Raw genomic sequence first — 6,722 nt, 5'->3', positions numbered from 1 at the left:
TATTTTCAGATGCCTAAATTAAGTTATAAGTAAAAATAAGAACTTTTAAGCTACTGTTGAATACTATGTAATTATAATGAATAATTTCAATGGTGGGAGGAAAGTTTAATGAATCCTTATGAAGTAATAGCAAGAATTAAGGAAAAAATGAGAGACCCTAATTTTGCAGCTAGATTTAACAATGCTTCAAATGTAGTTAATAATATACCGGGGTTACAACAAGAGATAATGAGGATAGCTCAAATAAATGATCCTAAGGCACAAGATGCAGCAATAGATAGATTACCTAGAGAAGCTAAGCAAGCCGTTCAAGAAATAATAAATTTACTAAATATGTAGTACTTAGATTAAATAAGATAAAATGTTTAATAAAGTAAGCCGGGGATATAATTGTCTCTGGCTTATTTTGCAATTAGTAATAGAGATTTAAAGTAAATTTAATCATTATGTATAAAATGTTAAATAAATAACTTAATAGTATATTGAAATTATCTAATTTAAATGTTATCATTATTTTTACAAGTTAATAAAAATTTTCGGGGCAGGGTGAAATTCCCTACCGGCGGTATAGCCCGCGAGCCAATTTGGCATGACTTGGTGAGATTCCAAGGCCGACAGTAAAGTCTGGATGTGAGAAAATTATTTGTAAGTATAGGATTTCTATAGTTATTCTATATAACTATAGTTGTTAGCTTATATGCTCTGGAATATTTGTAATATTTCAGAGATTTTTTATTTTATAAGAAATTATATGCTTTTAGCATAAAGCTTTTAAAAATAAGCTAGACTTTACTATAATACATAGATAAGATGTTAGCCCCGAGTTATTTAGCTTGGGGTTTTTATTTTATTTAAATAAGGATGTGATCTTGTGGATGAAAATTATATGAGATTAGCTTTGGCATTAGCAGAAAAGGGGAGAGGAAAAGTTAATCCTAATCCTATGGTAGGTGCAATCCTTGTCAAGAATGGAGTTATTATTGGGCAGGGATATCATGAGAAATACGGTGATAATCATGCTGAGGTTAATGCTTTTAAAACTGCCAGAGAGGATACCTGTGGTGCAACTCTTTATGTAACCTTAGAACCCTGTTCCCATTATGGAAAGACACCGCCATGTGTAGATAAAATCATAGAGAAAAAAATCAAAAGAGTGGTAATAGGTTCTTTAGATCCCAACCCATTAGTAGCAGGCAGAGGAGTAAAAAAACTTAGAGAGGCTGGAATAGAGGTAAACATAGGGATTTTAGAAGATGAGTGTATTAAGTTAAATGAAATATTTATGAAGTATATTTCTACAAAGAGGCCTTTTGTAATTTTAAAGACTGCTATGTCACTGGATGGTAAAATAACTACTTCATGTGGAGAGTCAAAGTGGATAACTGGAGAAGCTGCAAGAAAAGATGTACATAAATTAAGAAGAAACCTGATGGGGATAATAGTTGGAGTAAATACAGTCATAAAGGACAATCCAGAGCTAACTTGCAGAATAGAATGCGGAAGAAATCCTATAAGAATAATTTTAGATAGTTCACTTAGAATTCCTTTAGATTCTAAAGTTATAACTGATAAAAAGGCTAGAACAATTATAGTTACTACTGAAAAAGCTAAAAAAGATAAATTAGATATCTTGAGCTACTCTGGCATAGAGGTAGTAATCACATCTTCTAAAAATGGACAAGTAAATTTAAAAGAGCTAATGATTAAATTAGGTGAAATGAATATTGATAGTATTCTTTTAGAAGGGGGAGGCACTTTAAATTTTTCAGCCCTTAAAGAAGAAATAGTAGATAAAGTTCAAACTTATATATCACCTAAATTTATTGGAGGAGAAATGTCTAAAACTCCATTAGAAGGAGTAGGAATAAAAAATCTACAAGAAGCCTATGAAGTAGAAAACATAACAATAACTACAATAGGTGAAGATATCCTAATAGAGGGTTACATGAAGGAGAGGTGGAAGCCTTGTTTACAGGGATAGTTGAAGAAATAGGAGAAGTTAAAGGAATAAAAAATAAAGAAAAATCCTCCATACTTTCAATTAAAGCTAGTAAAGTTATTGAAGATGTTAAGTTAGGGGATAGCATTTCCACTAATGGAGTATGTTTAACAGTTACAAAGATATATGGAAACGTATTTGATGCTGATGTTATGGCAGAAACCTTGAGAAGAAGTAATTTAGGAGTACTGAAAGTTGGAGATAAGGTGAACTTAGAAAGAGCTTTAAGTGCAAATGGAAGATTTGGCGGACATATAGTTAGTGGGCATATAGATGGTATTGGAAGGATTCTTTCTTTGGAAAAGGAAGATAACGCCATATGGGTTACCATAGAAGCTAAAGAAAATATTTTGAAGTATGTAGTAGGGAAAGGCTCCATTGCTATAGATGGAATAAGCCTCACTGTAGCATATGTGAATGAGAAGTTATTTAAGGTTTCAATAATTCCTCATACAGGAAAGGAGACTATATTATTATCTAAAACTTTCAATGATACTGTAAATCTTGAGTGCGATGTAGTAGGGAAATATATAGAAAAGTTTTTAACCTTTGAAAGTAGTAAAAAAATTGAGAAGAAAAATTCCATTAGCGAAGATTTTCTTAGAGAAAATGGATTCTTATAAATTTAAATAAAATAGGAGGTCTAGAAATGTTAGAATTTTATACTATTGAGGAAGCAATCAAAGATATTAAGGATGGCAAAATGGTGATAGTCATTGATGATCCTGATCGAGAAAACGAGGGTGACTTATTAATGGCTGCAGAAAAGGTTACTCCAGAGGCTATAAACTTTATGGCTAAGTTTGGGAGAGGGCTTATATGTATGCCCCTTGAAGGAAAAAGGCTTAGAGAATTAAAAATAGAATCTATGGTTGAAAAAAATACAGATAATCATGAAACTGCATTTACAGTATCCGTAGATTATATAGGTACTACTACAGGAATATCAGCTCATGAGAGAGCGTTAACTATCCAAAAAATTTTAAAAGGAGATAGCGGAGCAGAGGATTTTAGAAGACCGGGTCATGTATTTCCACTAGAAGCTAGAGAAGGTGGAGTGTTAAAAAGAGTAGGACATACTGAAGCAGCAGTAGATTTAGCAAAAATGGCAGGGTTAAAGCCTGCAGGTGTAATCTGTGAAATTATGAGTGAAGATGGAACTATGGCTAGAACTGAAGAACTTTTAGAGTTTGGTAAACTACATAATATTAAAGTAATAACCATAGCCGATTTAGTTAAGTATAGAAGAAAAACAGAAGTATTAGTTGAAAAAGCTGCAGAGATAGACATGCCTACAAAATATGGAGATTTTAAAATGTATGGATTTGTGAATAAATTAAATGGAGAACACCATGTAGCTTTAGTTAAAGGAGAGATTAATGAGAATAAGCCAATTCTAACAAGACTTCATTCAGAATGTTTAACTGGAGATGTCCTTGGCTCTAAAAGATGTGATTGTGGAGAACAATTAGCAGAAGCTTTAAGGGAAATTGAAGAGGAGGGGTGTGGAATACTTTTATATATGAGGCAAGAAGGAAGAGGCATTGGACTTATAAATAAATTAAAAGCATATGACTTACAAGACCAAGGCTATGACACAGTAGAGGCAAACATTAAGCTAGGATTTCCAGAAGACCTTAGAGATTATGGGATAGGAGCTCAAATTCTTAAAGAACTAGGAGTTAGGAAGATTAGACTTATGACAAACAATCCGAAGAAAATTAAAGGTTTAGATGGATACGACATTCATGTAGTTGAAAGAGTACCAATTCAAGTTCAGTATAATGGAAATAACGAATTTTATTTAAAGACTAAACAAAAGAAAATGAACCACATGCTTAACTATAAGTAAGACTCTAAATCTATGATTTAGCTAGTCGCACTTACTCATTCGAATGCATATGAGAAGGAGTTTCATTTTTAAATTTATATGAGACGAAGTCTCATACAAGACTCTAAATCTATGATTTAGCTAGTCGAAGTTAAGTGACCATCTAAATCTGTGATTTAGTTATGGGAACTTACTCATTAGAATGAAGTGAAAAGGAGTTTCATTAGACACTTGCATATGAGAAGGAGTTTCACTTTAAAATTCATATGAGCGAAGTCTCATATAAGACTCTAAATCTATGTTTTAGTTATAAATTGAAATATAATCTAGGAGGAATAAAGATGAAAATATTTGAAGGGAATTTGATTGCACAAGAGTTAAGAATTGGTATAGTAGTAGGAAGATTTAATGAATTTATTGTATCTAAACTTTTAGGTGGAGCTATTGATGGGTTAAAAAGACATGGAGTAGAAGAAGATAACATTGAAGTGGCATGGGTGCCAGGAGCCTTTGAACTACCATTAGTGGCAAAGAAAATGGCTCAAAATGAAAAATATGATGCAGTTATATGCCTTGGGGCAGTTATTAAGGGATCTACCCCCCACTTTGATTATGTGTGTGCGGAAGCTTCAAAAGGGATAGCAGCAGTATCACTTAGTACAGAAAAACCTGTTATCTTTGGAGTTCTAACAACGGATACTATTGAACAAGCTATAGAAAGGGCTGGAACTAAAGCAGGTAATAAAGGGTATGATGCAGCAGTAACAGCTATAGAAATGACGAATTTATTAAAAAGTTTCTAATTTAAAATTCAATATTAAAATGTAAGCTATCTCAAGACAAGCTGAGTTATGAGATAGTTTATTTTTTATAATAAAATTTAATGAATTCGTAAACGTACTAAAAATATTAAGTTATACTCTCAAAAGGAAGTTAAAAAATGTAAGACTTAATTTACTTAATAGATTAAGTGGTTATATACTATAAATTCTTGCTTTCATATATCAGATATAAGAAAGTAAAATAAACGCTTTAGATTGGCTAAAGTCAGTATTTACTGAGAATACATTTAATTCAACATTGGGTTAAATGTCTCCATAATTGAGGCATTACACCTTTTTTACTGTGTATAGATTTGGGAACAATATATTATTGTAAAATATTTTATTAATTTACAATAATATATTGTTTTTGGTATAATTATATTTTATACTTAATAAAGGTATGTAAATAATTATAAGGAAAAGGGGTAATAGAATGAGATTTAAAAAATGGACAAGCTTAATTGTACTTTTTACATTCCTTATGAGTACAATTAATATTAATGTTGCTTTGGCAGTAGACTCACAAACTACAAATAGTAAAGTGGTTGAACCAGAAATAGTAACAATACAAGAAACTAATGAGGAATATGTAAATCCGATGTACGAGGGATTAGATGTTGAAATCCCTAGTGAAATTAATGACTATGCTGATCCAGCGGTAATAAGTGATGAAGTACAGCCATTTACTAGTGTTGAAGAAGCAGGTAAATATGTACGTCATCAAATGGTTAAAAGAGTAAACCAAATTAAGATTGATTTAAAAATGAATTATTATAGTAATTTGGCAAGTGATATTTCTAATATAGCTTTATCATATGACGATTCTTATGCTTCAAATGAAGCAGATTATTTAAAAGCCAATTTTAGTGGTTGGAAATGTAGTGTGCAAAATAATACTTCTACTGGAATAATAACACTAACATATTCAATGACATATCTATCTACATATGCACAAGAACAACAAGTTGATAAAGAAATAAAAAATGTTTTAGATGAATTAAATGTATATAATAGTGATGAATATACAAAAATTAAGGCAGTTCATGATTACATTGTAAAAAATGTAAAGTACGACCATAGTTTGAAAAGATTTTCAACATATAATGGGATAGTGGAAAAAAATGTTGTATGTCAAGGTTTTGCTTCGTTAACATATAGAATGTTAAAAGAATTAGGCATTGGAGTACGATATATAAGTGGTACAGGTAATGGTGGTAGACATGGTTGGAACATAGTACGTATAGGAAATGAATGGTACAACGTAGATAATACTTGGGATGAAAACACATCTACTCCAGATAGAATAAGCTATACATATTTATTAAAAAATGAAAGAGATTTTACAGGACATAGCAGAAATGCAGAGTTTAAAACTAATGAATTTAATAAACTATATCCAATGGCTAAGTCTTCTTACGGAGATCCTAGTGTATTAGTATCATCAATAAACTTAAATATGGACAAGCTTACATTACCTATAGGAACTAGTAAGGATATTGTTGCAACTGTACTACCTAGTAATGCTGGAAGTACTACTTTAGATTGGAAGAGTAGTGATGAAAAAATAGCTAAAGTTAATGGAAATGGAAAGGTAACTTCAATAGGGGCAGGTACAGCGATTATAACATGTACTTCAAATGATGGAAGTAAAATAACAGCTTCAGTTGAAATAACAGTCCCACAAATAAAACTAGCATCAATAAAATTAAATTTAACAAAATTAAGCTTAAATGTAGGTGCTGGCAAAGAGTTGATAGCGACGGTGGCACCAGCAAATGCAACAATGAAAGATGTAGTGTGGGCATCGAGCAATGAAGCCATAGCTAAAGTGGATGAAAAAGGTAATGTTGTAGCTGTGGGAGAAGGAATTACAAACATAACAGCAACAGCAAAAGATGGAAGTGGAAAATTAGCTACATGCACAGTAACGGTAACAGATCCATCAAAAATAAAAATAGCATCGATAAAACTAAGCGCAACAAGTGCAAACCTAAACTTAAATGATACAAAGGAACTTACAGCAACAATAGCACCAGCAAATGCAACAATGAAAGATGTAGTGTGGGCA

Annotated in this window: 6 protein-coding genes and 1 riboswitch; all 6 genes read left to right on the top strand. The window is 31.6% G+C overall.

Annotation, left to right across the window (positions count from 1 at the left end):
* The first annotated feature begins 108 nt into the window (after positions 1-108).
* Positions 109-339 carry a hypothetical protein gene (locus B3W71_RS03170; protein ID WP_346887494.1) on the top strand — a complete coding sequence of 77 codons (231 nt, stop codon included), beginning with the start codon at positions 109-111 and terminating at the stop codon, positions 337-339.
* 189 nt (positions 340-528) lie between these two features.
* Positions 529-644: riboswitch (FMN riboswitch) on the top strand.
* 227 nt (positions 645-871) lie between these two features.
* Positions 872-1,981 carry a bifunctional diaminohydroxyphosphoribosylaminopyrimidine deaminase/5-amino-6-(5-phosphoribosylamino)uracil reductase RibD gene (ribD, locus tag B3W71_RS03165; RefSeq protein WP_346887493.1) on the top strand — a complete coding sequence of 370 codons (1,110 nt, stop codon included), beginning with the start codon at positions 872-874 and terminating at the stop codon, positions 1,979-1,981.
* Positions 1,966-2,622 (top strand): riboflavin synthase, encoded by a 657-nt coding sequence (ribE, locus tag B3W71_RS03160; protein ID WP_346887492.1) that lies wholly within the window; start codon positions 1,966-1,968, stop codon positions 2,620-2,622. The genes ribD and ribE (B3W71_RS03160) overlap by 16 nt, the downstream gene beginning before the upstream one ends.
* Positions 2,623-2,648: 26 nt before the next feature.
* The gene (locus B3W71_RS03155) at positions 2,649-3,851 is read left to right on the top strand and encodes a bifunctional 3,4-dihydroxy-2-butanone-4-phosphate synthase/GTP cyclohydrolase II (protein WP_346887491.1); all 1,203 of its coding nucleotides are present in this window, start codon (positions 2,649-2,651) and stop codon (positions 3,849-3,851) included.
* Between the two features lie 320 nt (positions 3,852-4,171).
* A complete protein-coding gene (gene ribE, locus B3W71_RS03150) occupies positions 4,172-4,633 on the top strand; it encodes a 6,7-dimethyl-8-ribityllumazine synthase (RefSeq protein ID WP_346887490.1) in 462 nt (153 codons plus the stop codon).
* Positions 4,634-5,087: 454 nt separating this feature from the next.
* The coding region (locus tag B3W71_RS03145; protein WP_346887489.1) for an Ig-like domain-containing protein at positions 5,088-6,722 on the top strand (1,635 nt) is incomplete at its 3' end.

Origin of the sequence: Clostridium sp. UBA1056 (assembly GCA_002316385.1) — a bacterium.
Classification (GTDB): domain Bacteria; phylum Bacillota; class Clostridia; order Clostridiales; family Clostridiaceae; genus Clostridium_J.
Note: the sequence above shows the minus strand (reverse complement) of the source record. Positions and strands in the feature narration are given on the sequence as shown.

Coding starts and splice junctions, on each gene's coding strand:
- ribE (WP_346887490.1), top strand. CDS start 4,172: ATGAAAATATTTGAAGGGAATTTGATTGCACAAGAGTTAAGAATTGGT.
- B3W71_RS03170 (WP_346887494.1), top strand. CDS start 109: ATGAATCCTTATGAAGTAATAGCAAGAATTAAGGAAAAAATGAGAGAC.
- B3W71_RS03155 (WP_346887491.1), top strand. CDS start 2,649: ATGTTAGAATTTTATACTATTGAGGAAGCAATCAAAGATATTAAGGAT.